Here is a 24,969-nt window from a genome sequence, read left to right as displayed (position 1 = left end):
CCTCCGCGTGGTTACGCGATGTGGTCCTCTTCCAGTTCCGCGTTGTAGCGGTTGGTGAAGCGGTTGACCATGCGCTTCATGTCCTCCGGGGGGAGGGCGATGCTGAACTCGGCCTCCACGTTCTCGCCGAACTCACGGGGCGTGGGGTAGCCGCTGCCGCTTATCGACTGCTTGAAGACCTGGTAGTACGACTCCTCGTCCGGCTCGAAGTCCGGGATGCCGCCGCCCTCGCCCAGCTCACGGGTGCGGTTGGGGCCCACGGGGATGGGGAAGGTGCCGGTCTCCTCCGGCTCCAGGCGGTACTGCTCCTCGTACTGCTCCGCCTGCTGCTGCTCCGCGTACCACTGCTCGTACTGCTCCTGCGGGTTGTACGTGGGGTCGTAGCCGCCCTGGTAGTCGATCTGGCGGGGGGCTTCGAACCAGGGGCTCTGGTCGGGCTCGGGTTCGTCGGCCTGTTGCTCCGCCTCGGGGACGCTGGGCGGGGTCTGCGGCTGTTCGCTCCGGGGCGCCGCCTTCGCCAGGGCCGGAGTCTCCTGACGGTCGGCCGTGGCCAGTGCGGCGGGGTCGGCCGCCGCAGGCATCGGTGCCAGTTCCTGCTGCGGCGCCGGAGGCAGGAGCGCCGGTTCGATGCCCGCCGCCGCCAGGCCCGCCGGGGCGGTCTCCGCCAGGGGGACGCCGTAGCGGGCCAGGCGCAGCGGCATCAGGGACTCCACCGGGGCCTTGCGACGCCAGGCCCGGCCGAAGCGGGAGCGCAGCCGGGCCTGGTAGACGAGACGTTCCTGTTCGAGCTTGATGACCTGCTCGTAGGAGCGCAGCTCCCACAGCTTCATACGGCGCCACAGCAGGAAGGTGGGGACGGGCGAGAGGAGCCAGCGGGTGAGGCGGACGCCCTCCATGTGCTTGTCCGCCGTGATGTCGGCGATACGGCCGATCGCGTGCCGCGCCGCCTCGACGGAGACCACGAACAGGATCGGGATCACCGCGTGCATGCCGACACCCAGCGGGTCCGGCCAGGCCGCCGCGCCGTTGAAGGCGATCGTGGCGGCCGTCAGCAGCCACGCCGTCTGGCGGAGCAGGGGGAAGGGGATGCGGATCCAGGTCAGCAGGAGGTCCAGCGCCAGCAGGACGCAGATGCCCGCGTCGATGCCGATCGGGAAGACGTAGCTGAAGTTCCCGAAGCCCTTCTGGAGCGCGAGTTCACGGACCGCCGCGTAGGACCCCGCGAAGCCGATGCCGGCGATGATGACGGCACCGGTCACGACCACGCCGATCAGAACCCGGTGCATTCGTGTCAACTGCAGTGGCGCGGCCACCCGTACTCCCCTCCCCATGCATGTCGTTGCGCGCAACAGGGTGGCACATGTGTACGCCGAACGTGGCCCCGGTACGGCCGGAGCCCGGTCCCTGGAGGGGGCCGGGCTCCGTCAAAAAGGCGGTGTGAGCTGCGCGTTACGGCTGGTGTGTGACAGTCAGCTCTTCTTCGACGCTGAGGGGGAAGGGGACGGCGACTTCGACGCGCCCTTGGAGGCCGACGCCGACGACGACGGCGTGGGGCTCGCCGCGCCCGCGTCACCGCCCGTGCCACCCCCGCCGTTGGCGGCCGACACCGCGGCCACGGCCTCCTTGGTCGCCTTCTCGGCGAGCTTGGTCAGCGAGGCCGCGCTCGGGGTCTTCTCCCCCGCGAGACCCGCGCCGTTGTAGTCGAGGGTGATGACGACGTTCTCGACGCGCGTGACGACCGTCTGCTGCTTGAAGGAGCCTTCCTTCTTCTTCAGGTCGTACGTCACCGTCGTCGCCGCGTCACCCGTCCCGGACACCGGCTTCGACTTGGTGTTCTTCGCACCCGCGGAGGACTGCGCGTCCTGGATCTGCTTGTCGTAGTACTTCTGCGCCTGCTCCTCGCCCGAACCGCGCGAGGTGTCCGACTCGAAACGCAGCATCGAGACGTTCAGCCAGCGGAACTGGGAGCCCTTGACGCCGTTGTTGTCCAGGCTGCTCCACGAGCAGCTGGCACGCGTGCCCGCGTCGTCCGCGGTGCCCTCCTTGCCGGACTTGCCCTTCGGGACGAGCTCGCCCAGCGTCTTCTTCGTCACCGCACCGCACGCCTTCGGCAGCGACTTGTACACCGCCGCCTGCACCGTCGGCGACGGGCTCGCCGACGCCGACGCGGCCGTGTCCGCGCTCTTGCCGCCACTGTCGGCGTCGCCGGAGCCGGAGCCGGAGTCGGATGAGCAGCCGGCCACGATCAGCGCCACGGGGACGGCGGCCGCGCAGACAAGGACGCGGCCGCGGCCCCGGCCCCGACGCTTCGCTCGCTGGTCACCCTGGTCTCGCTGTGCTGGTCGCTGCATGGTTCCTTCACTCATGACGCTCGTGATTCCTGCCGTCGGATCGGGTCCGAGGGGCCACGGTACGCGGTGAGGCTGCCGTGCGGATGTGCTTCGACGGCTTCGTGTGCGCGCGTGAGAGGCGTGTGAAGGGGGGTCAGCCCGACAGCGAGTCGGCCAGCTGAGCGGCCAGATTCCGGGCCTTGTCCTGCATTTCCTTGCTGTCCGGGACCACGCCGATCGTCGTCGGCTGCTCCACGTACTCGATGGTCACGATGACGTTGGACGTGCGGAACGCCACAGTCACCGTGCGCTGCTGGGCCGTCGAACCCGAGCTGCTCAACGCGTCGTCGAGGAACGCCTCGTCGCCCAGGTCCTCCAGGAGACGGGGCTGCAGGAGCGACGGGGTGACCGACGGGGAGGGGGATCCCGACGGCGCGCCCGAGGAGGGGGAGGCGGGGGAGGAGGCGGAGGGAGTCGGGGAGGGCGACGTCGAGGCCGACGCGGAGTCGGTGGGGGTCGCCGTGGGGCTCGCCGGCTCGGACGCCGTCGGCTCCGGCAGGTCCGCCGCCGCCTCCAGCTTCGCGAACTGCTGCTCCGCCTGGCTGTCGCCGCTCACGGAACTGTCGTAGGACACCACCCGCTCGAAGTCGACCAGCAGATGGTCGGTGGCGTCCGTGGACTCCACCTTCCAACGGCAGCCCACCTTGCGGTCCGTGTCGTACGTCAGCGTCGCCTCGCCCTCGTACGCCTTCGTCCGCTGGTCCTCGTCCGCGATCTGCCGGATGCCGGGCAGCATCGAGTCCAGGGTGCCCTGGCCGACCGAGCCGCAGGGCTCGGGGAGCGTGCGGTACCGGCCCGGCTGGGCGGGGGCCGAGGCGGTGCCGGCGTCGCCGGGGTTGGAGTCGTCCGTCGTACCGGTGTCCCCGGAGCTTCCGGTGCAGCCGGCCAGCACGGCCGCGAGGAGTGCGGCGATGCCGGGGACGTAGGCCTTCCGCTGCACGGTGAGGCTCCTCTCGACGGTGTCGCGGTGCCCGGTCCTGTGCCGGTCCGCAGCCGGGTTCTTCAGTGTCCCCGCTGGTTAATCGCTTGCCGCGGGGGGTTGTGCCCTGGAGACAATGTGTATCGCACGCACGGCCGTGGACGCCGGTCCGTTGTCCCTTTCATTGACCTTGGCGCCGGTTTTGCGATTTAAGACTTCTGTTGGTTTCCGGGGGAATGAGGACGATATGTCGTACGTGGAAATGCCGGGCGCGAAGGTTCCGATCCGGATGTGGACCGACCCGGCCTCCGTCGAGGAGGGCGCGCTCCAGCAACTGCGGAACGTGGCCACCCTGCCGTGGATCAAGGGCCTCGCGGTCATGCCGGACGTCCACTACGGCAAGGGGGCGACGGTGGGGTCCGTCATCGCGATGCGGGGTGCGGTGTGTCCGGCGGCGGTGGGGGTGGACATCGGGTGTGGGATGTCTGCCGTGAAGACGTCCCTCACCGCGAACGATCTGCCGGGGGACCTGTCCCGGCTGCGGTCGAAGATCGAGCAGGCGATTCCGGTGGGGCGGGGGATGCATGACAGTCCCGTGGATCCGGGGCGGCTGCACGGGTTCGGTACTGCGGGGTGGGAGGACTTCTGGGGGCGGTTCGACGGGGTTGCGGACGCGGTGAAGTTCCGGGAGGAGCGGGCCGGGAAGCAGATGGGAACGCTCGGATCCGGCAACCACATGATCGAAGTCTGTCTGGATCAGTCGAATTCGGTCTGGCTCATGCTGCACTCCGGCTCCCGGAACATCGGCAAGGAACTGGCCGAGTACCACATCGGTGTCGCTCAGAAGCTTCCGCACAACCAGGGGCTGGTCGACCGCGACCTCGCGGTGTTCGTCTCGGACACTCCGCAGATGGCGGCGTACCGGAATGATCTTTACTGGGCGCAGGAATACGCCAAGTACAACCGCGCGATCATGATGGGGCTCCTGAAGGACGTGATCCGCAAGGAGTTCAAGAAGGCGAAGCCGACCTTCGAGACGGAGATCTCCTGCCACCACAACTACGTGGCGGAGGAGAGGTACGAGGGCATGGACCTGCTGGTCACTCGTAAGGGAGCGATCCGCGCGGGCTCCGGCGAGTACGGGATCATTCCCGGCTCGATGGGCACCAGCTCGTACATCGTGAAGGGGCTCGGAAACGAGAAGGCCTTCAACTCGGCTTCCCATGGGGCGGGTCGGCGGATGAGTCGGAACGCGGCCAAGAGGCGTTTCTCGGTGCGGGATCTGGAGGAGCAGACACGGGGTGTCGAGTGCCGCAAGGACTCCGGCGTGCTTGATGAGATTCCGGGTGCTTACAAGAACATCGACCAGGTGATGGAGCAGCAGCGCGATCTCGTCGAGGTCGTGGCGAAGCTGAAGCAGTTCATCTGTGTGAAGGGTTGAGAACGGTGTTGGGCGCGGTGATCGTGTGCCGCGCCCAACACGGGTTGCTCAGTCCGGCAGCGGCACGACGCCGTGCAGCAGTTTCCACCGGCGGTTTTGGCAAGGGCTCCGGGAGTAGCCGAGCTCTGCGGCGGCATGCGCGATGGTCGGTGCCGCGAGTAGGACGCGATCCATTTCCGCGGTCCATCGGATGCGGGGAGGCCTGCGTTCCATATTTGCAGGGCGTACCCAGGAGCCAAGTGAATCCGCGGCGTCCTGCTTCCGACTCAGCGACAGGCAGCCCGGGTAATACAGGTGGGATGCCAACTGCTGGGCGTTCTCCTTCGTGTACAGAATGTTGTAGATGTCGTCCCGGGCGTTACGTTTCAAAGTGCGCGCGGCGCCCGTGATCTCCTCGACGTAGAGGCACAAGTACGTGCCGATGGGGGTGCTCTGCGTGGTCAGAGAGACGAACGGGTGCCCCTGGCTCGTGTACCCCACCGAGCCGTCGGCGTCGATGATGCCTCGGACGTAGTCGCGGTCCGAGAACTCGACACAGGGCGGGGCGATCGTCTTCGACTTGCGGCCGTAAGGCAGGCCGAGTTCGTTGAGCAGAGTCCTGGCTTCGAGGGACCACAGGGTCCAGGTGGCCGAGGTGTGGGTCTCGGAGAAGTTCGTTGAACGCGTGCGCTCCGTAATGCTGCTGTTGTACGGCGTCAACTGCTGGAAGCTTCGCAGGAGAGCGATGTCTCGCGCGCTGATCTCGACGGTCAACCGCCCCCTCTGCCGCGATTGTTGGGAGAGATGCCCGTCCGCCTGCAAGAAGCCAAACATGTACGCGTACTCGGGGACCGTGAGGTCCATGAACTGGTGGGCGATAGGCTCGCAGTCAGCCATGCGGAAGCTGTTCCTTCCGTGCTGGTCAGGCCCTTGGCCGGGATGCCAGTCCCTGCCGAGGGCCGTCGTGTTGATGTTGTGGCGCGAGCCTAGGTCGCTGGTTCGGTCTCCGTTCGGGTGATCGACGACGTTCACTCCTGTGAGTTAACGGCCGCTGTCAGAGCTCCCGGTGGACCTTCGTGTTGGAGGCCTGGGCGCGGGGGCGGAGGACGAGGAGGTCCACGTTGACGTGGCTGGGGCGGGTGATGGTCCAGGTGATGGTGTCGGCGACGTCGTCGGCGGTGAGGGGCTCGGCGACGCCCTGGTAGACCTTTTCGGCCTTCTCCTTGTCGCCGGCGAAGCGGGTGAGGGCGAACTCGTCGGTCTTGACCATGCCGGGCGCGATCTCGATGACGCGGACGGGGCGGCCGACGATCTCCAGGCGGAGGGTCTCGGCGAGGACGTGGGCGCCGTGCTTGGCGGCGACATAGCCCGCGCCGCCCTCGTAGGTGCCGTGGCCGGCGGTGGAGGAGACGACGACGATCGTGCCGTCGCCGCTCGCGTCGAGCTTGGGGAGCAGCGCCTGGGTGAGGTTCAGGGTGCCGATGACGTTGGTCTCGTACATCGTGCGCCAGTCGGCGGGGTCGCCGGTCGCGACCGGGTCGGCGCCGAGGGCTCCGCCGGCGTTGTTGACCAGGACGCCGATCGTCTTGAAGGCCGAGGCGAACTCGTCCACCGCGGCGCGGTCGGTGACGTCGAGGGGGTAGGCCGTCGCCTGGTGGCCGGCCGCGGTGATCTCCTCCGCCAGCGCCTCGATACGGTCCTTGCGGCGGGCGGTGAGGACGACGCGGTAGCCGGCCTCCGCGAGCCGGCGTGCGGTGGCGGCACCGATGCCGCTGCTCGCGCCGGTGACGACGGCGATGCGGGAGGCGGCGGACGGGGCGGCGGGGGCCATGGGCTTGCTCCTCGTGCGGTCGGAGTGCGTTCGTACTATCGGAGTGCGTTCGTACTGCTGGACTACGGATGGACTGCCGACTGTCGTCAGGATAGGTGGGGGTGCCTCCGGGGCGGCCGGTGATCTCGTTCTGTGGGCGGTGCCAGAGGGTGCGCGGCGGAGTGCGGTGGGACAATGAGGTGGGTGATCCTCCGGCCGTGTGGAGGTGGAACATGGGAGAAGCACGCGAGGTCATGGACCGGCTCACGGACGCGCTGACCACGCATCCCGATCTGAAGGTCATCGGCGAGCTGTACGCCGAGGACGCCGTCGCCCTCACCCCCGACGAGGGGGAGATCCGCGGGCGCGACGGCATCGTCGAGTACTGGCGGCAGATGACGGAGGCGGTCCCCGAGGCCACGTTCGAGACGGTGCACTCGTACGAGGTCGGTGACACGGCCATCGACGAGGGCGTCTTCAGCGGGCGCAACACCGGGCCGCTGCATCTGCCGACCGGGGAGACGCTCCCCGCGACGCAGAAGGAGATCCGGATCCGCGGGGTCGACTTCGCCACGGTGAAGGACGGCCGGATCGTGGACTACCGGCTCTACTTCGACGAGATGGAGTTTCTGGGGCAGCTGGGACTGCTGCCCGACGAGCCGTCCTGAGCGAGCCGTTCGAGCGGTGTCACCTGATGGACGGCGCCTGTCGCTCGCTCCTCGTGGGATACATCCCCGTGTCGGTTACGCGGTGCGGTGGAGCGAGGAGTGGGTGGCATGCGGGCACGGGTGAGGGCAGGGCTGCGGGGTCTGGTCGTGTGGGGGGCCGCCCTGGCGGTGGTGGGCGGTGTCGCGCCGGTCGCGGGGGCCGACGACCGTGGGCCCGAGGCGGATCTCGCCTATCACGGCCTCGCCCGGATGGCCTCCGGCCGGGTGGACGTGCGGTTCACGCCCCGCAATCACGGCCCTTCGGCGGTGCCGGACGCGACGGTGCGGCTGCGCTGGTCGGAGCCCTTGGAGGACCGGCAGGCGATGCCGGAGGGGTGCGCGCGGTCGGGGCGGCAGGTGGTGCTGTGCCGGATCGGTGAGCTGGCCGCGGACGGTGTCGGGGAGCGGGTCGAGCTGCGGGTACGGCTGCTGGGCGTGCCGTCCGAGGTGCTGCTGGAGATCGACACGGTGTGGAGCGGCGGGGCGGTGGACCACGACCGGCTGAACGACCGGCAGCGGGTGCTGGTGCTGGACACGGGGGACGAGTACTACTTCTGAGCCCCGGCTCGGGCTCCAGTCTCATGAACCCCGGCCCCGGCTCCCGCCTCGGCGACAGCGCCTTCGGTGTCGTAGCGCTCGCGTGCCTCGTGCACCTCCATGATGTGCGTCTCCGCCCAGTTCTTCACGGCCTTCATCATCTCGGCGAGGCTGTGCCCGAGGTCGGTGAGGGCGTAGTCGACGCGGACGGGCACGGACGGGGTCACCGTGCGGGAGACGAGTCCGTCGCGCTCCAGCGAACGCAGGGTCTGCGTCAGCATCTTGGGGCTCACGCCGGCGAGCGTCCGGGCGAGATCGCTGTAGCGCAGGGTGCCGGAGGAGAGGGCGGCGAGGGTGAGGCACGCCCACTTCTCGCTGATGCGGCCCAGGAGTTGGTGGGTGGGGCAGGCCTTGATGAACGCGTCGTACTCGGTACGGGCCTGTTCACGCCGTTGGGCCGCGGTCATGGTCGGCATGGCTCACCTCCGGGGGACGTACGCACCTTCGGGTAACTACTTACCAACGGATAGTAGCTCTTCCTAGGGTTGCTGACAGCTGAGGAGATACCGAGGCGATCGGTGACATAGGGGAGTTTTCAGTCATGCGTGCAGTCATGCGTGCTGTGGTGGTGACGGCGTTCGGCGGGCCGGAGGTCGTGGAGGTCGTGGAGACGGCGGTGCCCGAGCCGGGGGCGGGGCAGGTGCGGATCAAGGTGGCGGCGAGCGCGTTGAACCCGGTGGACGCCGGGGTGCGCCAGGGCGTCTTCGGGGGCGCGGGGGAGCGGCTCGGGCTCGGCTGGGACATCGCGGGGACCGTGGACGCGGTCGGCGACGAGGTCGAGGGCCCTTGGGGCGCCGGGGACGCGGTGGTGGCGCTGGCCGTCGGTCCGGTGAAGGCACTCGGCGCGCATGCCGAGTATGTCGTGGTGGACTCCGGCGCGGTGGCGGCCGCGCCCCGGACGGTGGACATGGTCCACGCGGCCACGCTGCCCCTCAATGCCCTGGCCGCCGAACAGGCCCTGGAGCTGCTGGAGTTGGCGCCGGGGCAGTCCCTGCTGGTGACCGGTGCGTCGGGTGCGGTCGGCGGCTTCGCCATCCAACTCGCCGCGCGCCGCGGGGTGTCGGTGACCGGGCTCGCCCGTGCGTGGGACGAGGAGTTCGTACGGTCCCTGGGGGCGGCGGACTTCATGAGCGGCGGGCTCGGCGAGGGGCGGCGCTTCGACGCGGTGCTGGACGCGGCGGTTCTCGGTGAGGCGGCGTTGGAGGGGGTGCGGGACGGGGGCGTGTACGTCGGCGCCATACCCGGGGCGTATCCGGCGTCGGTACGGGGAGTGCGGACCACCGCGATCGGGGTGATCGCCGACGGGGAGCGGCTCGCGGAACTGGTCCGGCTGGTGGACGAGGGGGTGCTGACTCTTCGGGTCGCCGAGACCTACGCCCTGGACGAGGCGTCGAAGGCCCATGCCCGGCTCGCGGAGGGCGGGGTGCGGGGGCGGCTGGTCCTGGTGCCGTAGGGGTGGCTGCGCGGCCCGGTCGCCCGGTCGGCTCCGGATAGGTTACGGCCATGAAGATCATCGATCTGGAACCCGGCGACCCCCGTCTCGGCGCCGAGATACTGCCCGTTCTGCGCGAGCTGCGTCCGCATCTCACCGAGGAGCTCTTCGCGGAGGTGTATGCGGAGGGGCACGGGCAGGGGCTGCGGTTCAGCGCCGTCTACGACGGCGGCGGCTGCGTGGGGGTGGCCGGGTGGCGGGTGATCGTCAACACCAGTGGGTTGCGCACCTTGTACGTCGACGACCTGGTGACCGCGGAGGCGGCGCGGTCGCAGGGGGTCGGGCATGCGCTGCTCGCGTATCTGGAGGAGCGGGGGCGGGCGCTGCGGTGTCGGAGGCTGCGGCTGGACTCGGGCACCCAGCGCACCGACGCCCACCGCTTCTACCTGCGGGAACGGATGGGCATCAGGGCGTTCACCTTCATGAAGCCGCTGGATGGGGAGGAGGGTTAGGGGGACTCGGGGGAGTGGAATACGGCGGGCTGGAGGGCTGTTCAAGGGGTATAGTTGAACGGTCAACAACCTGGAGGGTGAGCGACCATGCAGTTCGGGATCTTCAGCGTCGGTGATGTCACGCCGGACCCGACCACGGGCCGGACGCCGACCGAGCGTGAGCGCATCAAGGCCATGGTCGCCATCGCGCTCAAGGCCGAGGAGGTCGGGCTGGACGTGTTCGCCACCGGTGAGCACCACAACCCGCCGTTCGTGCCGTCGTCGCCGACGACCATGCTCGGCTATGTGGCCGCGCGGACGGAGAAGCTGATCCTCTCCACCTCCACCACGCTGATCACCACCAACGACCCGGTGAAGATCGCCGAGGACTTCGCGATGCTCCAGCACCTGGCCGACGGCCGGGTGGACCTGATGATGGGCCGCGGCAACACCGGCCCGGTCTACCCCTGGTTCGGGCAGGACATCCGGCAGGGCATCAACCTCGCCGTCGAGAACTACGCCCTGCTGCGGCGGCTGTGGCGCGAGGACGTCGTGGACTGGGAGGGGAAGTTCCGCACCCCGCTCCAGGGCTTCACCTCCACGCCCCGGCCGCTGGACGGCGTACCGCCCTTCGTCTGGCACGGCTCCATCCGCTCGCCCGAGATCGCCGAGCAGGCCGCGTACTACGGCGACGGCTTCTTCCACAACAACATCTTCTGGCCGGCCGACCACACCAAGCGGATGGTCGACCTGTACCGGCAGCGGTACGCGCACTACGGGCACGGCACGGCCGAGCAGGCCGTCGTCGGGCTGGGCGGGCACGTGTTCATGCGGCGGAACTCCCAGGACGCCGTCCGCGAGTTCCGGCCCTACTTCGACGTCGCGCCCGTCTACGGACACGGGCCGTCGCTGGAGGAGTTCACCGACCAGACCCCGCTGACCGTCGGCTCGCCGCAGCAGGTCATCGAGAAGACGCTGGCCTTCCGCGACTACGCCGGTGACTACCAGCGCCAGCTGTTCCTGATCGACCACGCCGGGCTGCCCCTGAAGACCGTCCTGGAGCAGCTCGACATGCTCGGCGAGGAGGTCGTGCCGGTGCTGCGCAAGGAGTTCGCCGCGGGCCGTCCGGCCGACGTGCCGGAGGCACCGACCCATCAGTCCCTGCTCGCCGCCGCGAAGAAGGAGACCGTCGCATGAAGCTCGTCGTCGTCTCGGCCGGACTGAGCGTCCCGTCCTCCACCCGGCTGCTGGCCGACCGGCTGGCCGCCGCCGTGGGCCGGCGGACGGATGACGTGGTGGTACAGGTCGTCGAGCTGCGCGAGCTCGCCGTGGAGATCGCGCAGAACTTCACCAACGGCTTCCCGGGCCGGGCGCTGGCCGCCGCGATCGACGCGGTGACCGGGGCGGACGGCCTGATCGTGGTCACACCGGTGTTCTCGGCCTCCTACAGCGGACTGTTCAAGTCCTTCTTCGACGTGATCGACAAGGACGCGCTCGCGGGCACGCCGGTGCTGATCGCGGCGACCGGCGGCACCGCCCGGCACTCGATGGTGCTGGACCACGCGCTGCGGCCGCTCTTCAGCCACCTCAAGGCCGTCGTCGTCCCGACCGGGGTGTACGCGGCCTCCGAGGACTGGGGTGCCGCGGGCCTGGACGGGCGGATCGAGCGGGCGGCGGGCGAGCTGGCGGGGCTGATGAACGGCCTGTCCGCGGCGAAGCCGGTCGGGAACGACGACCTGGAGGTGGTCCCGTTCGCCGAACAGCTGGCGGCGCTGCGGGCCACGGGGTGAGAAGACGGTAGAGGCGTGAGAAGACGGTAGGGGCGCGGCCTCGGTTGCGCCCCCCGGGGTGAGAGGCGCGTAAGAAGGCCACCCGGTGAGCCGCTCATCACGTCGTGGGACGGCGGAAGCGAGGCACACTGAGGACGTGCCTCAAACCGTGCTGCTCGCCGAAGACGACCGCGCCATCCGTCACGCCCTGGAGCGCGCCCTGACCCTGGAGGGCTACCAGGTCACCGCGGTCTCCGACGGAGTCGAGGCGCTGGCGCAGGCCCACAAGTCCCCGCCGGACGTGCTCCTGCTCGACGTGATGATGCCCGGCATCGACGGACTCCAGGTCTGCCGGGTGCTGCGCGCCGAGGGCGACAGCACGCCGATCCTGATGCTGACGGCGCTCGTGGAGACGGCGGACCGGATCGCCGGTCTGGACGCGGGTGCCGACGACTACGTGGTGAAGCCCTTCGACGTCGAGGAGGTCTTCGCCCGGCTGCGCGCCCTGCTGCGCCGCACCAGCCCGGTGGGCGCCCTGACCGGCGTACCGAAGGCGTCGCCCGCCGCGGAGGGGCAGATCGAGGCGGCCGGGCTGCGCATGGACGTGCAGGCCCGCCGCGCCTGGCGCGGCCCCCGCGAGCTGGAGCTGACCCGCACCGAGTTCGAGCTGCTGGAACTGCTCGTGCGCAACGCGGGGATCGTGCTGGACCACTCCACGATCTACGACCGCATCTGGGGCTACGACTTCGGCCCCGGCTCCAAGAACCTCGCCGTCTACGTCGGCTACCTCCGCCGCAAGCTCGACGAGCCGGGTGCCCCGCAGCTGATCCACACCGTGCGGGGCGTGGGTTACGTGCTGCGGGAGGACTGAGTGGGCCGCCTCGGGCGGCTGCTGGGCAGGCGGCGGCCGCGGCTGCTGTCGTTGCGGACGACCTTCGCGGTGTCCTTCGCGGCGGTGACCGCGGCCGTGACCGTGCTGGTGGGCGTGTTGTCGTACAACGCGGCCGCGCGGCTGGTGCGGGTGGACCAGGAGTCGGTGTTCGACCAGGTCGTGCAGGACCTGCGGGACGAGGTCAGCCAGCACAGGATGACCCCGGACGACTTCTCCTCCTCCGCGCCGGGCCATGATCTCGTACGGCCGGCCCGCACCGATGTGCAGGTGCTCGGGCCGGACGGCGCGGTCCTCGACCCCGGGCGGCCGGGGCTGCCGGTCTCCGCCGCCGACCGGAGGATCGCGGGCGTCGCCCAGGCCGGGCGGATGGTCCAGCACAAGGACGTCGGCGTCGGCAGCGACGTCTACCGCGTCGCCACCGTCTCGCTCGGCGGCAGGCGGGGCGCGGTGCAGGTCGCGCAGGAGTTCAGCGACACCGAGGACCTGCTGCGGGCGCTCCAGCAGCGCACCCTGATCCTGATGGTCGCGGTCGTGACAGGAGCCGGTCTGTTCGGCTGGTGGCTCGCCCGGCGCATCACCCGCCGGCTGGTCATCCTCACCTCCGCCGCCGAGGACGTCGCCCGCACCCGGCGGCTCGGCATCCAGGTGCCCGTCCACGGCTACGACGAGGTCGGCCGCCTCGGCCGTGCCTTCGACCGCATGCTGGGGCGGCTCGCCCAGTCCGAGGAGGACCAGCGCCGACTGGTCCAGGACGCGGGGCACGAGCTGCGGACGCCGCTGACGTCGTTGCGTACGAACATCTCGCTGCTGCGCCGGATCGACGAGCTGCCGCCCGAGACACGGGAGGAGCTGGTCGCGGATCTGGGGCAGGAGGCGCGTGAACTGACCGATCTGGTCAATGAGTTGGTCGATCTGGCGGCGGGGCAGTCCGACACGGAGCCGCCGCAGCGGGTGGATCTCGCGGATATCGCCGATGAGGTGGCGGGGGTGGCTCGGCGGCGAACCGGGCGGGAGATCGTGGTGCGGGCGAGTGGGGACACGATGACCGACGGGCGGCCGGGGATGCTTCAGCGGGCGTTGTCCAACCTGGTGGAGAACGCGGTGAAGTTCGATCGGGGTGGGGGGCATCCGATCGAGGTCAGCGTTGTCGGGGCTGTGCGGGCGGGGGCTGTGCGGGCCGGAACTGTGCGGGTTGAGGTGCTGGATCGGGGGCCGGGGATCGCTGACGGGGATCTTGTGCGGGTGTTCGATCGGTTTTATCGGGCTGCGGATGCGCGGTCGTTGCCGGGGTCCGGGCTGGGGCTCTCGATTGTGCGGGAGGTGGCGTTGTCTCATGGGGGAGCGCCGTTTGCTGTGCCTCGGGAAGGGGGCGGGGCGGTGATCGGGTTTACGGTGGGTGGGGTGTGAGTACCGGGCGCCTTTGAGCTCGGGGGGGGGTCTGTGCGTTGGCGGGTGCGGGTGCGTTGTGGCTTGTCGCGCCCACGCGGCGGAGCCGCATATCGACACAGCCCCGCGCCCCTTAGGTGGGTTCAGCTCAGGGGGTTGGCAGGTGCTGGATGATCACGAGGCTGCTGTGCTCGCCGCTATCGACGAAGGGGCCGTCGCGCGGACGCTGATGGAGCTCGTCGCCGTTCCGAGTGTGACCGGGTCTGCCGCTGAGGCCGAGATTCAGCATCTGTTGGCCGGGCGGTTGGAGCGGCTCGGGATGGAGGTTGATCTGTGGGCGATGGATTTGGCCGAGTTGGTCGCGGATCCGGGTTTCCCTGGGGCTGAGGCGTCGCGGGACGAGGCGTGGGGGCTGGTGGGGCGGACGCCGGACGGTGGGGACGGGCCGGTGCTGGTGTTGCAGGGGCATGTGGACGTCGTGCCGGCCGGGGATCCGGCGGCCTGGGAGGGGGATCCGTTCGTGCCCCGGGTGACCGGGGATCTCGTGCACGGGCGCGGGGCGTGCGACATGAAGGCCGGGCTGGCGGCCCACCTGGCCGTGCTGGAGGCGGTCCGGGCGAGCGGGGTGCGGCTGCGCGGGCGGGTGGCCGCGCACTTCGTCGTCGGTGAGGAGGACGGCGGGCTCGGTGCCTTCGGGACGCTCCGGCGGGGACACGGCGGCGACGCGTGCGTCATCGCGGAACCGACGGCCGGGACGCTCATCACCGCCAACGCGGGCGCGCTGACCTTCCGGATCACCGTGAACGGCAAGTCCGCGCACGCCAGTTCGCGGGAGGAGGGCGTCAGCGCGATCGACGCGTATCTGCCGCTGCACCGGGCGCTGGCCCGGCTGGAGGCCGACCGCAACCGGGATCCGGATCCGCTGATGGCCGAGTACCCGATCCCCTACGCCCTGTCGGTCGGCGTGCTGCGGGCCGGTGACTGGGCCAGCAGCGTGCCCGATCTGCTGGTCGCGGAGGGGCGGTTGGGGGTACGGCTGGGAGAGGACCCGGCGTCCGCGCGGGCGGAGTTCGAGCGGTGTGTGGCGGACGCGTGCGCAGCCGACCCCTGGCTTCGGGCGCACCCGGTGTCCGTGACCTGGCCGGGCGGGCAGTTCGCGAGCGGCCGGCTGCCCGCGGGGCATCCGCTGCCCGACGTGATCCGGTCCGCCCACGCGGACGTGGTGGGCGGACCGGCGCCGAGGGAGCGCGGGGCGCCGTACGGCAGTGATCTGCGGTTGTACGGCGGGGCCGGGATCCCGACCGTGCAGTACGGGCCCGGGGACATCCGGGTGGCTCACAGCGCGCGCGAGCACGTGTCCGTGCGGGAAGTGGTGGCGGTGGCGCGGACGTTGGCGCTGACCGTGCTGCGGACGGTCGGCACGAAGTGAGCCGGGGGAGGCGGGGCGGGGCGGTCAGGAGGCTGCCGGTGTCCGGCCGAAGCAGCGTTCGAGTTCGGTGAGGTCGTAGAACGTGCTGCCCGGGGAGACGGGGCGGCAGCCGGTCTTGAAGGCGGTCTCCTTCTCGTTGTAGAGCATCCGCACCAGGTAGGTGCTGCCCCGGCGGAAGACGTCCCACTGGATGTTCGCGCCGAGCGGGGCGACGGACGCGCCGCGCCACGGGTTGTCGGCGTAGGTGTACGGCCGCGCGGTGGTGGCGCCCTCGGTGCTGCCGGGCAGGCCCATCAGGGCAGCCAGCGGGATGATCTCCTCGGCGTGTGTGAAGCGGAGTTCGGCGCCGAGGTCGCTGGTGCCGGCGCGCTTGGCCTCGACCTGCCGGAAGAGGTCGTCGAGGAGGACGCCCGCCATCCTGTACGTGATGTCGCTGTCCGCGAAGCCCGGTCCCTTCTCGTAGAAGTCCTCGGCGTCGCTCAGATACCCGAACCAGGCCGCGTCCCGCTTCGAGAGGAACCTGTCCATCCCCCAGCCCTTGCCGCCGGGGCTCTCGTCGCTCATGGCGGGCGCGATGGCGTACAGGTCGTAGACGGCCGTGGCGGCGGCCACGCGGTCGTCGTCGGAGAGGCGGTCTACGAAGGCCCCCTTGAAGAGCTTCCTCAGTACGGCCCTGGCGGCGCGGTGGGTGGCCGGCTGGTCGGTGATCGACTTCAGGGTGCTCGCGAGCCGCTGGTCGTTCGCGAGGTAGTCCCGATAGGCCGCGCCGCCCGCCGCCTTGTGGAAGTAGAGCTGGTCGACGTCCGTGCGGGTCGGGCCGATCAGCGGCTTCAGGGCCGGGTCGGTGGCGGCGAGCGCGCCCGCGTAGAGGTTCGCGCTGTCGATCGCGCGGCCCTGTCCCGAGCTGACGACGTCGATCTTCTCCTTGTCGTCGGCGATCCTCCGGAACAGTCCGGGCAGCCGCCGTTCCGTACGGACGGCCGTGTCCTGGATCTCCCGCTTGCCGCGTCCGCTGAGGTCGCCGTAGCCGACGGTGCTCATGGCCCGCTGCAGGGCCTGTGCCGTCGGCCCGAACCGCCGTCCCTTCGCGGTGAGTTCGCCCGCCGCCCCGGCCTTCTTCCACAGTGCCAGGACCAGGTCCGCGTCCTCGCCGTCGGTCGCGGCGCGCGAGCCGTGGCGGGAGACGTTCTCGGTGAACACGGGGGCGAAGCCGGCGGGGGGCCGCTGGTAGGAGCGCGGGTTCTGGCCGGGTGCGTACGTCGCCTTGGTGCCGTAGCCGTCCCGGGCACCGCCGTTCACGTCGGCGCTCGCGGGACCGGCGACCAGGAGCGCGGCGAGGGCGGTGGCGGTGGCCAGGGCGGGGGTGAGACGTCTCATGTGCGGATGGTTGGCGCGGGACGTGAACGGGGGGTGGCCCGGCGGTGGCGGCGGGTGGGGTGGGGGCTGGAGAGGGTGTGGCCTGCGGGTATTTCTTTGGCCAGGGGGTTTCGATGGAGCGGTAAAGGTGGCGGAGGCGGTTGGCCCGCCGGCTACAGGAGGACCGTGCAGCCCTGGTTCTCCAGGGTGGTCAGCAGGGGTGAGGCCGGGTCGCAGGTGTTCCAGCGCAGGTCCAGTTTCTCCAGGGCGGGGAGGGTGGGGAGCCAGTCCGGGAGGTGGGTGAGGTGGTTGCCGCGGAGGTCGAGGTGGCGCAGGCGGGGGAGGTGGGCCAGGGGTGGGGGGACGGTGGTGAGGGCGTTCTCGCGCAGGTCGAGGTGGCGTAGCTCCCGGAGGTCGGCCGTGGAGGCGGGGAGGGCGGCGAGGGTGTTGCCGCGGAGCCAGAGTTCGCGCAGGTCGTGGAGGCGGCCGAGGGTGTCGGGCAGGGTGCTCAACCGGTTGTGCTGGGCCCGGAGCTCGCGCAGGGAGGTCATGCCGCCGAGGGCGTCGGGCAGGGTGGTGAGGGCGTTCTCGCCGACGTTGAGGTAGCGCAGCCGTGTCAGGCGGCCCAGGGAGGCGGGGAGTTCGGTCAGCTTGTTGTCGTGCAGGTAGAGGAAGCCGGTGAGGCCGGTCAGGTCGCCGAGCTCGTCGGGGACGGCGGTGAGGTGGTTGTGGCCGAGGTCCAGGGTGGTCAGCCGGCGCAGGTCGCCGATGGCGGGCGGGAGGCCGGTGAGGCCGTTGTCCGCGAGGATCAGGATCCGGAGGTCGGTGCGCCGCCAGACCGACTCGGGTACGTGCCCCAGCTGCTGGCGCCAGAGGTTCAGGGTGGGTGGTGGTTCGGCGGCGGTGGTGGTCGTGGTGGTCTCGGGTGGCTGTGTGTCGTCGTGGTGCGCCAACAGGGCCAGGGCGGTGGCCAGTTGGCGTCGTGACTCCGGGTCGGTGACGATGCCCTCCGCGTCGAGGGTCTCCCTGGTCACCGGGATCCGTACGCAGGCCCGCTCCACGATGTCGGCGCCCGTGTGGCCGAGGACCGTGCGCAGGGTGGCTTCCGCGCCCCGGCCGCGGCCCGGGGCGGCCGCGTTGATCCAGGCGACCGGCTTGCCGACGATCTCCGTGCCGCCCACCGTCCAGTCCAGGAGGTTCTTGAACGAGCCCGGCAGGGTGCCCGCGTACTCGGGGGCGCAGATCAGGATCGCGTCCGCCCGCTCGATCGCCTCCCGCAGCCCGGTCACCGGCGGCGGCAGCGGGTCGGTGTCCTCGTCGGGGTTGAAGTGCGGCAGGTCCGCGAGGCCGTCGTGGCGGACGGTACGGACGCGCGCGGTCGGTGCGAGGGCCTGCGCGGTGCGCAGAACGGCCTCGTTGGTCGAGGCGGTGCGCAGGCTCCCCGAGAGCAGGAGGATCAGCGGCGGGGCGGTCATTCGCCGCAACCTACCCGAGGCCGGCCACGAAGGACGGGGAGCCCGTGACGCTGCGCACGATGTCCGCGAGGAGCGCGTCCCGGTGGTCGGTGAGGAAGAAGTGGCCCCCCTCGAAGGTCCGCAGGGCGAATCCGCCGGAGGTCGTCCCGCGCCAGGCGGCCACCTCGTCCGGCGTGACCCCGGGGTCCGTGTCGCCGACGTAGGCGGTGACGGGGGTGGCGAGGGGGGCCGTGGAGGCGGGGCGGTACGTCTCCATGAGGCGGACGTCGGCGCGCAGGGAGGGCAGGACGACCTCCAGGAGGTCGGGGTCGTCGACCAGGGACTCGTAGGCGCCGCCGTACGCGCGGACGCCGGCGAGCAGGGTGGCGTCGTCCTCCAGGTGCAGGGGCGGGGCGGTGCGTTCCTTGAAGGGGGTGGCCTGGCCCGAGACGAACAGATGGCGGGGGGCCGTTCCCCGGGCTTCGAGGCGGCGGGTCACCTCGTAGGCGACCGTGGCGCCCATGCTGTGGCCGAAGAGGGCGAAGGGGGTGTCGTCCGCGACGAGCGGGTGGAGTGCCTCGGCTATGCAGTCCGCCAGCGGGTCCATCGCCTCGATACAGCTTTCGGCCAGTCGCTCCTGGCGGCCGGGGTACTGCACCGCCGCCGGTTCCACCTCCTGGGGCAGGACGTCCGCCCAGGAGCGGAAGAAGCTGGCGGTGCCGCCGCCGTGCGGCAGACAGACCAGCCTAAGTCGCGGCGCGGGCACCGGGCGGTATCGCTTGAGCCAGCGGGCGGTCTGGGGCACTTTTCGGCCATCCTTTCCTCGGGGAGCGATCAGGGCACGGTATCCGGTGTAAGGCATTCCCGGGGCGCATTCCAGGATTTGGATTGATCTTGACGCCTTCTCGGACGTGTGTCAGGGTCCCCTCCGGAATGTGTGCCGCACCGGGGGAGCAATGCCCGATTTTGGGTCGATCGGGCAGGCGTGCCCTCATGTTCTGGAACGGGGAGCTCGCATGCAGGAACTGAAGTTCCACTGGTGTTCACCGCTGGACAGCGGGCAGCAGAAAGCGACAGAAAAATACAGATCCGGAGAGCTTGACTTCGACGGAATCGTCGACTTCGCCCAGGAGGCGGAGCAGCTCGGGGTCGACTCCCTGCTGATGGGGATCAGTTACCACATGCCCGACCCGCTGCCGATGATCGGCGCCCTGGTGCGGGAGACGGAACGGGTCAAGTTCATTCTGGCCTATCGTCCGGGCCTTTTGTCGCCGACGCTCTTCACGCAGGTCGTGAACACCATTTCGTGGATGTCGGACGGCCGTATATCCCTGAATCTGGTGGCGGGTATTTCCCCGGCCGAGCAGGCGTACTACGGCGACTTCCTCGACCATGACGAGCGCTATGCCCGCTCCAATGAGTTCCTGAGCGTGCTGCACCGTTTCTGGCAGGGCGAGAAGCCGCTTTCCCACCACGGCCGGAACTACCGTATCGAAGAGGCACAACTGGGTCTCGGATACAAGGGCGGCGGACGGCCCACGATCTATATCAGCGGCGCCTCGGCACCCGCGCAGAAGACCGCCACCGAACACGGCGACGTCTGGCTGCGCTACGGCGACACCCCGGAGGGCATCGCACGGGCCACCGCCCCGGTGCTGGCCGACGGCTGCCGGGCCGGTATCCGCATGCACGTCCTGGCCCGCCCCACCCGCGAGGAGGCGCTGACCGACCTCGCCGAGATGATGCGCGACCCGGACGAGGACCACCGCGCCTGGGTCAGCAGCTTCGTCGCCGCCTCCGACTCCGAGGCCGTGAAGAACTCCTTCCGGCTCGCGGACAAGGCGCAGGACGACTGGCTCTCGCCGTACCTCTACTCGGGCGCGGTCGCCTACCGCGGCGGGCCGGCGCTGTGTGTCGTCGGCAGCTACCAGGAGGTCGCCGACTACCTGTACGAGTACAAGGCCGCCGGAGTCAGCGAGTTCATCTTCTCCGGGTGGCCGACCCGGGACGAGATGCGGATCTTCTACACCCACGTGCTGCCCCTGATCCGGGAGCACGAGCGGCGCGAAGGGGCGGCGTGACCGCGCGTACCGAGGGGCTGCACCGCGGGCTGTTCGCCGCCGGTGTCCTGCTGGGGCTCGTCGCCGAGCAGGTGGTGCTGTTCGCGGTGCCGCTGCTCATCTACCAGGACACCGGGAACGTCTCCACGCTCGGCTTCGCCTTCGCCCTCGAATGGCTCCCCGGGCTGCTCGCCTACCCCTTCGCCGGTCTGATCGCCGACCGGGACGGCGGGGCCCGGCTGTTCTCCCGGGTGTCGGTGGCCCGCGCCGCGGTGCTCGGCCTGGTCGTCGTGACGGTCGTGGCGCAGCCCGGGTGGGCGACCGCGGCCCTGATGGCCAACGGGGCGCTGCTGTCGATGCTGGCGGCACCCGTGCGGATGTCGGTCGAGAAGATGGTCCCGCAGGTCGCCAAGGGCGAGAAGCTGGCGGCGACCCAGTCGCTGGTGCAGAACATGGAGCTGCTGGCGATGGCGCTCGGCCCCGCGCTCGCCGCGGTCGCCGTGCTCGTCCTCGGCAAGGTCTGGCTGCTCGCCCTGGCCGCGGCCGTTTTCGCGCTCGCCGCCTGCTGCTGGCTGCCGCTGCCCCGGCAGGAGTGGCGCTCCGGCAACGGCGGCGGCGCCCGGGAGATCCTCGGCGAACTCCGGCTCGGCTGGACCCTGTTGGTCGGCAACCGTCCGGTCCGGCTGCTGGCCGCGCTCAACTTCACCATCAACCTGGTCTTCGCGACCGTGCTGAGCGCCAACGCGGCCCTGGTCACCGGGGTGTTCGACGCCTCCGAGTCCTCCTTCGGCCTGCTCAACACCTTCGTCGGCGTGGTCGGCCTCGGCAACCTGCTGATCATCCCGCTGCTGCTGCGCAAGGTGAACGTGTACGTCATCGGCGTCATCGGGTTCACCACGCTGTGCGCCGCGCTGCTGGTCGCCGGCACCGCGTCCTCGTTCGCCGTCTACGGCACCGCGTTCGTGGTGGGGATGACGGGAGTGGCGTACTACAACGTCTTCAACCGCACCCAGCGGATCAAGGTCCTGCCGCAGGAGCACCTGGGCAAGGTCATGGGGCCGTTCTACCTGCTCAACCTGCTGTCCTTCCCGTTGGCCGGCCTCCTCGTCGGGGCCACCGGTGGCGTGATCGAGCCGCAGGATCTCGTCGCCGGTCTCGCGGTGCTGCTCTGCCTGGTCGGCTCCGCCCTGCTGTGGCTGACCATGCGCAGCTTCCGCCGCGTGCTCGCCGAGCGGGCGGCCGGGGACCTGGTGGCCGCTCCCGAGAAAACAGAGGTGCACTGACATGCATATCGTCCTGGTCAACCGCTGGCCCCGCTTCGATGCCGACCCCGATCGCTGGGACAACGAGCTCACCCGGTACGAGGAGTTCCTCGACCACGACAGGCACCGGATCAGCTATGTCGTCGACGCCCTCGGCGCCGAGGGCGTGCTCGTCGACCCCGGCCGTATCGCGCACTACGTGCGGGTCGAGGACGTCAACGAGTTCGACCAGCTGCGCTCGGCCGTCGAGGAGGTCGTGGAGAAGGCCGGCCCCGTCGACCGGCTGATCGCCCTGTCCGAGTTCACGCTGGAGATCGCCGCCCGGGTACGGGTCGAGCTCGGCATCCCCGGGCCGACGCCCGAGGAGGTCGCCGTCTACCGGGACAAGGTCAGGATGAAGGAGGTGCTCGCCGAGGCGGGGATCCGCGTCCCGCGCTTCGCCGGGTGCGCCGACGTGGAGCAGAGCGTCGCCTTCGCCGCGGCCACCGGCTATCCGGTGATCGTCAAGCCGGTCGACGGTGCCGCGAGCATCGGCGTGCACCGGGTGGACGACGAGGCGACGCTGCGGGAGCTGCTGCCCACGCTCGACCTGTCGCGGTACGAGATCGAGGAGTTCGTCACGGGGGTCGTGCACCACGTGGACGGCTTCGCCGACGCCCGCTGCGAGGTCCCCTTCCAGGTCGCCTCCGTCTACGTCGGCGACTGCCTCTCCTTCGGCTCCGGCTCACCGCTGGGCTCGGTGGTCCTCCAGGAGTCCGAACTGCGGGGACGCATCGAGGAGTTCTCCCGCGAGTGCATCGCGGCCCTGGGGCTGCGGGACACCCCCTTCCACCTGGAGCTGTTCGTCACCGGCTCGGGCGAGCTGGTCTTCCTGGAGGTGGGCGGCCGGGTCGGCGGCAGCGAGGTGCCGCACCTGCTGAACAAGCTCTTCGGGGTCAACCTGTACGAGGCCTGCCTCAGGACCCTGTCCGGGGAGCGCGTCGAACTGCCGCCGAAGCAGGGGGATCCCAGCGGTGGCTGGCTCGTCCTGCCCAAGCCGGACGGACTGCCGCTCCGGGTGACCCGGGCGACACCCATGAAGCCGACGGTCCCGAGCGTATGGCGGGAACTCGTCCCCCGGCCCGGCCAGATCCTCGAACCCGGGGGCAGCTACGACGCCCTGCACAGCGGCCGGTTCATCCTGCTCCACGAGGACCAGCGGCAGGTCACGCGGGACATCCACCGGATCATCGAGACCTTCGAGTTCGAGGCGGAACAGCCGTGAGCCCCGGTACGGAGAGGTGCCGGCCGCTCAGCCGACGATCATGAACGTCGCCGCGGTGACCCCGACGACGACGATGACGGCCCGCAGCGCCACCGCCGGCAGCCTGCGCCCCACCCGGGCCCCGATCAGGCCGCCGAGGGTCGAGCCCGCGGCGATCACCGCGGCCGCGGCCCAGTCGACGTCGGCCGCCGCGACGAACACCACCGCGGCGGCGCCGTTGACGATCGCGGCGAGGACGTTCTTCGCCGCGTTGAGCCGTTGCAGATCGTCCCGCAGGAAGCTGCCGAACAGCCCCATCAGGATGACGCCCTGGGCGGCGCCGAAGTAGCCGCCGTACACGCCGGTGCCCAGCACCCCGCACCACATCGGCACCCCGCCGTCCTCACCGCCGCGCCGCTCGCGCCGCTTCAGCCACGCGTTCAGACGCGGCTGGAGCAGCACGAGCACGCACGCGGCGAGGATCAGCACCGGTACGACGGTGTCGAACGCCGAGGAGTCCAGCTGGAGCAGGAGAACGGCACCGGTGAGGCCGCCGATCAGGGACGCCGCACCGAAGCGGAGCAGCCGGCGCAGCTGCCCGCGCAGCTCACGGCGGTAGCCGTAGGCGGCGCTGAGCACCCCGGGCACGAGACCGATGTTGTTGGTCACATTGGCCAGCACCGGCGGAAAACCACAGGCCACCAGGGTCGGAAAGGTGATGAGCGTGCCGGAACCCACGACGGCGTTGATGGCGCCCGCCGCCACGCTCGCGGCCGCGATGGCGGCGGCCTCCATGCCGTTCACGTGCCTGCTACCTTCCGGAGATCAGCTCGTCGACGACGGGGCCGTCGGCGGTGTGTCGGGTGGCGATGCGCAGTTTGTGCGGGTCGCCGTCGAGGATGAGATCCACGACCCCCGACTGTCCCATACCGGTGAGCGAGCGTCCCGTCCGGTTGGCCAGAACCCGCAGCTGGGCGAGGGGAAGACCGCTGAACCGCTCCACCTCGGCCACCAGGTCGGCCTGGTCGGCGGCGGGGGCGGCGTCCGAGGTGAGCAGACCGGTCAGTGCGGTCAACTCGCCGTGCAGATGCGGCTGTTCCGCCTTCACGTACGCGGGCAGACCGGCCCCGGCGTCGGTGAAGGGGGAGTGGACCATGCAGATCAACTGCTCCTCGGTGATGTCGAAGCAGTCCAGGGCGTAGGCGTCCATGGCCGCGCGCATCCGCTCGACGGCGCCCTCACCCTCGTACCGGGCACTGATCATCTCGATCAGCTGGTCCGGGAACTCCTTCTTCCGCATCAGCTGCTTGCCGAAGGCCACGTACTCGTCCAGGCCCTCCGCGTAGCTGCGGCCGAAGACGCGCTCGCACTTCAGGCCGCGGATGTGGGCCATCAGTGCGGGGTTGCCGCAGTCGGACTCGGAGAAGCTGAAGGCGAGTTCGTCGAAGCGGAAGCCGAGGAAGTCCGTCAGCAGGTCCCAGTGGTCGCCCGAGGCGTAGGCGGTGTCGTCGTAGATGGAGAAGAACCGCAGCTGGTCGGGCGTGTCGTGGTGGACCCGGCGCTCCTCGATGAGGTCCTTCTCGCCCGTGCCGTAGATGTCGCCGAAGTAGGCCCGGCCGATGTTGTCCGTGGCCTTCAGCACACCGCGGAAGCCCGCGCGGTCCTGGCCGACGGGGGCCACCCCCATGCGCTCCGCGAGGCGGTGGATCCAGACCAGGTAGGTGCGCTGCTCGTAGGGCGAGTCGCCGGTGATGATGACGTCCACGCCGCCGTCGTAGGAGGCACCGAGGCCGAAGGCGTGGGCCGCGCTCAGGTTGCAGGCGTTGCAGAAGGTCGGACGGCCGTCGCCCAGGGTGCGGTGGCCGGTGACCAGGATGTCCAGCCGGTTCCTGGCGATCACGTGGTCGCGCTGCGGGAGGTCGACGTGGAACGGCGAGATCTCGTCGCCGTCGACCAGCAGCTGCTCGCAGTCCGGGTCCTGCTCCAGCCGGAGCGCCGCGTAGGTGCGGTCGATGTTGTGCATCACCGCGACCGGCATGCCGGCGTGCCGCATGGTCACCACCCGCAGCCGGAAGGTCTCGCCCGCCTCCTCGAACATCCGCAGCTGCATGGTCCGGACGAAGGCGGTGGTGTACGCGCTGTCCTTGCCGCCGCCGTAGGCGACCATGACGACGCGCTCACGCAGCGGGCCCAGCTCCTCCAGCTGGGCGCGGAGTTTGGGAACGCAGCGCTCCACCTCGTCCAGGTGGTCGGCGGAGAGCCACTGGCGCAGCTCCGCGAGGGTGGTGCGGCGCACCTCGTCGGTGGTGTCGATGGTCTCGGCTGTCGTGCTGGTCTCGGCGGACAATCTCG

At 70.4% G+C, this 24,969-nt stretch carries 24 protein-coding genes; 13 read left to right on the top strand and 11 right to left on the bottom strand.

All coding sequences use genetic code 11. The annotated features are described in order from the left end of the window. Window positions 1-11: 11 nt before the first annotated feature. The 3 genes from K4B79_RS40845 to K4B79_RS40835 form a co-directional block, all read right to left on the bottom strand. The gene (locus K4B79_RS40845) at window positions 12-1,286 is read right to left on the bottom strand and encodes a DUF2637 domain-containing protein (protein WP_232032492.1); all 1,275 of its coding nucleotides are present in this window, start codon (window positions 1,284-1,286) and stop codon (window positions 12-14) included. Window positions 1,287-1,469: 183 nt separating this feature from the next. Next, on the bottom strand, window positions 1,470-2,366 hold the full coding sequence (locus tag K4B79_RS40840) for a DUF3558 family protein (protein ID WP_232032491.1): 897 nt from the start codon (window positions 2,364-2,366) through the stop codon (window positions 1,470-1,472). A gap of 118 nt (window positions 2,367-2,484) precedes the next feature. Continuing rightward, the gene (locus K4B79_RS40835; protein WP_232032490.1) at window positions 2,485-3,330 is read right to left on the bottom strand and encodes a DUF3558 domain-containing protein; all 846 of its coding nucleotides are present in this window, start codon (window positions 3,328-3,330) and stop codon (window positions 2,485-2,487) included. 226 nt (window positions 3,331-3,556) lie between these two features. Between K4B79_RS40835 and K4B79_RS40830 the strand changes: the two genes are divergently transcribed. Continuing rightward, window positions 3,557-4,750 carry an RtcB family protein gene (locus K4B79_RS40830; RefSeq protein ID WP_232032526.1) on the top strand — a complete coding sequence of 398 codons (1,194 nt, stop codon included), beginning with the start codon at window positions 3,557-3,559 and terminating at the stop codon, window positions 4,748-4,750. A 48-nt stretch (window positions 4,751-4,798) separates the two neighbouring features. On the opposite strand, the gene K4B79_RS40825 is transcribed toward K4B79_RS40830, so the two are convergent. Then, complete coding sequence (locus K4B79_RS40825; protein ID WP_232032489.1) at window positions 4,799-5,626, bottom strand: hypothetical protein; 828 nt, start codon at window positions 5,624-5,626, stop codon at window positions 4,799-4,801. 157 nt (window positions 5,627-5,783) lie between these two features. Beyond that, entirely contained in the window at window positions 5,784-6,560 is a 777-nt protein-coding gene (locus tag K4B79_RS40820) for an SDR family NAD(P)-dependent oxidoreductase (protein WP_232032488.1), read from the bottom strand. Between the two features lie 212 nt (window positions 6,561-6,772). Here K4B79_RS40820 and K4B79_RS40815 point away from each other — a divergent pair, with 212 nt between their 5' ends. Together K4B79_RS40815 and K4B79_RS40810 are read left to right on the top strand one after the other, a co-directional pair. Then, complete coding sequence (locus tag K4B79_RS40815; RefSeq protein WP_232032487.1) at window positions 6,773-7,207, top strand: ester cyclase; 435 nt, start codon at window positions 6,773-6,775, stop codon at window positions 7,205-7,207. A 108-nt stretch (window positions 7,208-7,315) separates the two neighbouring features. After that, complete coding sequence (locus K4B79_RS40810) at window positions 7,316-7,804, top strand: hypothetical protein (protein WP_232032486.1); 489 nt, start codon at window positions 7,316-7,318, stop codon at window positions 7,802-7,804. Here K4B79_RS40810 and K4B79_RS40805 read toward each other — a convergent pair. After that, window positions 7,795-8,259 (bottom strand): winged helix-turn-helix transcriptional regulator, encoded by a 465-nt coding sequence (locus K4B79_RS40805; RefSeq protein WP_232032485.1) that lies wholly within the window; start codon window positions 8,257-8,259, stop codon window positions 7,795-7,797. The genes K4B79_RS40810 and K4B79_RS40805 overlap by 10 nt on opposite strands. A gap of 137 nt (window positions 8,260-8,396) precedes the next feature. Here K4B79_RS40805 and K4B79_RS40800 point away from each other — a divergent pair, with 137 nt between their 5' ends. From K4B79_RS40800 to K4B79_RS40770, 7 genes are all read left to right on the top strand, one after another. Further along, window positions 8,397-9,296, top strand: a complete 900-nt coding sequence (locus K4B79_RS40800; protein WP_232032525.1) for an NADP-dependent oxidoreductase — start codon at window positions 8,397-8,399, stop codon at window positions 9,294-9,296. 50 nt (window positions 9,297-9,346) lie between these two features. Then, the gene (locus K4B79_RS40795) at window positions 9,347-9,787 is read left to right on the top strand and encodes a GNAT family N-acetyltransferase (RefSeq protein WP_232032484.1); all 441 of its coding nucleotides are present in this window, start codon (window positions 9,347-9,349) and stop codon (window positions 9,785-9,787) included. Window positions 9,788-9,874: 87 nt separating this feature from the next. Then, the gene (locus K4B79_RS40790; RefSeq protein ID WP_232032483.1) at window positions 9,875-10,963 is read left to right on the top strand and encodes an LLM class flavin-dependent oxidoreductase; all 1,089 of its coding nucleotides are present in this window, start codon (window positions 9,875-9,877) and stop codon (window positions 10,961-10,963) included. Continuing rightward, window positions 10,960-11,556, top strand: a complete 597-nt coding sequence (locus K4B79_RS40785; RefSeq protein WP_232032482.1) for an FMN reductase — start codon at window positions 10,960-10,962, stop codon at window positions 11,554-11,556. The genes K4B79_RS40790 and K4B79_RS40785 overlap by 4 nt, the downstream gene beginning before the upstream one ends. Before the next feature lie 148 nt (window positions 11,557-11,704). After that, on the top strand, window positions 11,705-12,406 hold the full coding sequence (locus K4B79_RS40780; protein ID WP_306504586.1) for a response regulator transcription factor: 702 nt from the start codon (window positions 11,705-11,707) through the stop codon (window positions 12,404-12,406). Then, the gene (locus K4B79_RS40775) at window positions 12,407-13,834 is read left to right on the top strand and encodes a HAMP domain-containing sensor histidine kinase (protein ID WP_232032480.1); all 1,428 of its coding nucleotides are present in this window, start codon (window positions 12,407-12,409) and stop codon (window positions 13,832-13,834) included. Window positions 13,835-13,976: 142 nt separating this feature from the next. Continuing rightward, entirely contained in the window at window positions 13,977-15,242 is a 1,266-nt protein-coding gene (locus K4B79_RS40770; RefSeq protein ID WP_232032479.1) for an ArgE/DapE family deacylase, read from the top strand. 24 nt (window positions 15,243-15,266) lie between these two features. On the opposite strand, the gene K4B79_RS40765 is transcribed toward K4B79_RS40770, so the two are convergent. The 3 genes from K4B79_RS40765 to K4B79_RS40750 form a co-directional block, all read right to left on the bottom strand. Then, the gene (locus K4B79_RS40765; RefSeq protein ID WP_232032478.1) at window positions 15,267-16,619 is read right to left on the bottom strand and encodes a histidine-type phosphatase; all 1,353 of its coding nucleotides are present in this window, start codon (window positions 16,617-16,619) and stop codon (window positions 15,267-15,269) included. Window positions 16,620-16,771: 152 nt separating this feature from the next. Further along, window positions 16,772-18,073, bottom strand: coding sequence for a leucine-rich repeat domain-containing protein (locus K4B79_RS48430; RefSeq protein ID WP_308280604.1), 1,302 nt, complete (start codon window positions 18,071-18,073; stop codon window positions 16,772-16,774). A 10-nt stretch (window positions 18,074-18,083) separates the two neighbouring features. Next, window positions 18,084-18,857 (bottom strand): thioesterase II family protein, encoded by a 774-nt coding sequence (locus K4B79_RS40750; RefSeq protein ID WP_232032477.1) that lies wholly within the window; start codon window positions 18,855-18,857, stop codon window positions 18,084-18,086. 211 nt (window positions 18,858-19,068) lie between these two features. Here K4B79_RS40750 and K4B79_RS40745 point away from each other — a divergent pair, with 211 nt between their 5' ends. From K4B79_RS40745 to K4B79_RS40735, 3 genes are read left to right on the top strand one after another with little or no spacing between them, the layout of a single operon-like run. Then, window positions 19,069-20,133: an LLM class flavin-dependent oxidoreductase gene (locus K4B79_RS40745; RefSeq protein WP_232032476.1), complete on the top strand. Its 1,065-nt coding sequence runs from the start codon at window positions 19,069-19,071 to the stop codon at window positions 20,131-20,133. After that, the gene (locus K4B79_RS40740) at window positions 20,130-21,395 is read left to right on the top strand and encodes an MFS transporter (RefSeq protein ID WP_232032475.1); all 1,266 of its coding nucleotides are present in this window, start codon (window positions 20,130-20,132) and stop codon (window positions 21,393-21,395) included. Before K4B79_RS40745 ends, K4B79_RS40740 begins: the two co-directional genes overlap by 4 nt. A 1-nt stretch (window position 21,396) precedes the next feature. Next, window positions 21,397-22,638 (top strand): ATP-grasp domain-containing protein, encoded by a 1,242-nt coding sequence (locus K4B79_RS40735; protein WP_232032474.1) that lies wholly within the window; start codon window positions 21,397-21,399, stop codon window positions 22,636-22,638. 27 nt (window positions 22,639-22,665) lie between these two features. Here the strand turns inward: K4B79_RS40735 and K4B79_RS40730 are convergent, their stop codons facing one another. After that, window positions 22,666-23,412, bottom strand: coding sequence for a sulfite exporter TauE/SafE family protein (locus K4B79_RS40730; RefSeq protein ID WP_269464561.1), 747 nt, complete (start codon window positions 23,410-23,412; stop codon window positions 22,666-22,668). A 16-nt stretch (window positions 23,413-23,428) separates the two neighbouring features. Next, window positions 23,429-24,964: a PqqD family protein gene (locus K4B79_RS40725; RefSeq protein ID WP_232032472.1), complete on the bottom strand. Its 1,536-nt coding sequence runs from the start codon at window positions 24,962-24,964 to the stop codon at window positions 23,429-23,431. Window positions 24,965-24,969: the final 5 nt, after the last annotated feature.

This window comes from Streptomyces lincolnensis, from assembly GCF_021173675.1.
In the GTDB taxonomy this organism is placed as follows: domain Bacteria; phylum Actinomycetota; class Actinomycetes; order Streptomycetales; family Streptomycetaceae; genus Streptomyces; species Streptomyces lincolnensis_B.
This window is presented reverse-complemented; position numbering and strand designations above follow the sequence as displayed.

Excerpts from the sequence above, each read along its gene's own strand:
- K4B79_RS40765 (WP_232032478.1), bottom strand. The coding sequence starts at position 16,619 with ATGAGACGTCTCACCCCCGCCCTGGCCACCGCCACCGCCCTCGCCGCG.
- K4B79_RS40845 (WP_232032492.1), bottom strand. The coding sequence starts at position 1,286 with ATGCACCGGGTTCTGATCGGCGTGGTCGTGACCGGTGCCGTCATCATC.
- K4B79_RS40790 (WP_232032483.1), top strand. The coding sequence starts at position 9,875 with ATGCAGTTCGGGATCTTCAGCGTCGGTGATGTCACGCCGGACCCGACC.
- K4B79_RS40795 (WP_232032484.1), top strand. The coding sequence starts at position 9,347 with ATGAAGATCATCGATCTGGAACCCGGCGACCCCCGTCTCGGCGCCGAG.
- K4B79_RS48430 (WP_308280604.1), bottom strand. The coding sequence starts at position 18,073 with ATGACCGCCCCGCCGCTGATCCTCCTGCTCTCGGGGAGCCTGCGCACC.
- K4B79_RS40800 (WP_232032525.1), top strand. The coding sequence starts at position 8,397 with ATGCGTGCTGTGGTGGTGACGGCGTTCGGCGGGCCGGAGGTCGTGGAG.
- K4B79_RS40730 (WP_269464561.1), bottom strand. The coding sequence starts at position 23,412 with ATGGAGGCCGCCGCCATCGCGGCCGCGAGCGTGGCGGCGGGCGCCATC.
- K4B79_RS40840 (WP_232032491.1), bottom strand. The coding sequence starts at position 2,366 with ATGAGTGAAGGAACCATGCAGCGACCAGCACAGCGAGACCAGGGTGAC.
- K4B79_RS40735 (WP_232032474.1), top strand. The coding sequence starts at position 21,397 with ATGCATATCGTCCTGGTCAACCGCTGGCCCCGCTTCGATGCCGACCCC.
- K4B79_RS40785 (WP_232032482.1), top strand. The coding sequence starts at position 10,960 with ATGAAGCTCGTCGTCGTCTCGGCCGGACTGAGCGTCCCGTCCTCCACC.
- K4B79_RS40825 (WP_232032489.1), bottom strand. The coding sequence starts at position 5,626 with ATGGCTGACTGCGAGCCTATCGCCCACCAGTTCATGGACCTCACGGTC.
- K4B79_RS40815 (WP_232032487.1), top strand. The coding sequence starts at position 6,773 with ATGGGAGAAGCACGCGAGGTCATGGACCGGCTCACGGACGCGCTGACC.
- K4B79_RS40745 (WP_232032476.1), top strand. The coding sequence starts at position 19,069 with ATGCAGGAACTGAAGTTCCACTGGTGTTCACCGCTGGACAGCGGGCAG.
- K4B79_RS40830 (WP_232032526.1), top strand. The coding sequence starts at position 3,557 with ATGTCGTACGTGGAAATGCCGGGCGCGAAGGTTCCGATCCGGATGTGG.
- K4B79_RS40805 (WP_232032485.1), bottom strand. The coding sequence starts at position 8,259 with ATGCCGACCATGACCGCGGCCCAACGGCGTGAACAGGCCCGTACCGAG.
- K4B79_RS40810 (WP_232032486.1), top strand. The coding sequence starts at position 7,316 with ATGCGGGCACGGGTGAGGGCAGGGCTGCGGGGTCTGGTCGTGTGGGGG.
- K4B79_RS40820 (WP_232032488.1), bottom strand. The coding sequence starts at position 6,560 with ATGGCCCCCGCCGCCCCGTCCGCCGCCTCCCGCATCGCCGTCGTCACC.